A 608-nucleotide genomic window follows, 5' to 3' on the forward strand; every position below is an offset into this window, starting at 1 on the left:
AAAGGCATCGCTGCCGGTACTGCCGGTGACATTGGCACTGGCAACGTTTTTGATTCCGGTTGCGGTAATCCCGTGGGCAGTGACTTCGTTCAAATTGCCCGTCAGGGATACGGCGCTGGTATTGAGGGTGTCGGTACCGCCGTTGCCGATGATTCCTGTTAGGTTTCCGAATTCAAAAGCTGATCCGTCTACCAAAACTCTACCGCCCTCGAGAACAGTAAAAACATCAGCACCAGCAGTTCCTGTCAGGCCCGCATTACTTGCTTCAATAGCTTCCACTTCATCAAAATCAATGCCAGCAAATGTAATCACGCTAGACTGAGGTATAGTGAGCTCTTCGCCATCGGGAGCCCGAACAACATCACCGCCACTTGCTCCACCTAGAACAGATTCCATTCCCACATATTTAAAAACGCTACTCTTTTCAATCTCGCCATCGGCATCAAGGAGATCGACGGACACTTCGGAACCGGTGACACTAAATCTTTCATTGGAGACCCCACCTAAAAGATTTCCTCCATTCGTGTCAATCACCTCTACATCACTAAAAATAATATTTGAAAAACTAACTGTTTCATCAAAAACCACTGAGAGGTCGGTGGCGGAGG

1 protein-coding gene is annotated in these 608 nt (G+C 48.2%); it reads right to left on the reverse strand.

From position 1 onward, the window contains the following. The coding region (locus tag ACXAG1_RS16965; protein WP_475120337.1) for a hypothetical protein at nucleotides 1-608 on the reverse strand (608 nt) is incomplete at both ends.

The sequence above is a fragment of the Microbulbifer sp. ABE4_465 genome (assembly GCF_056160765.1).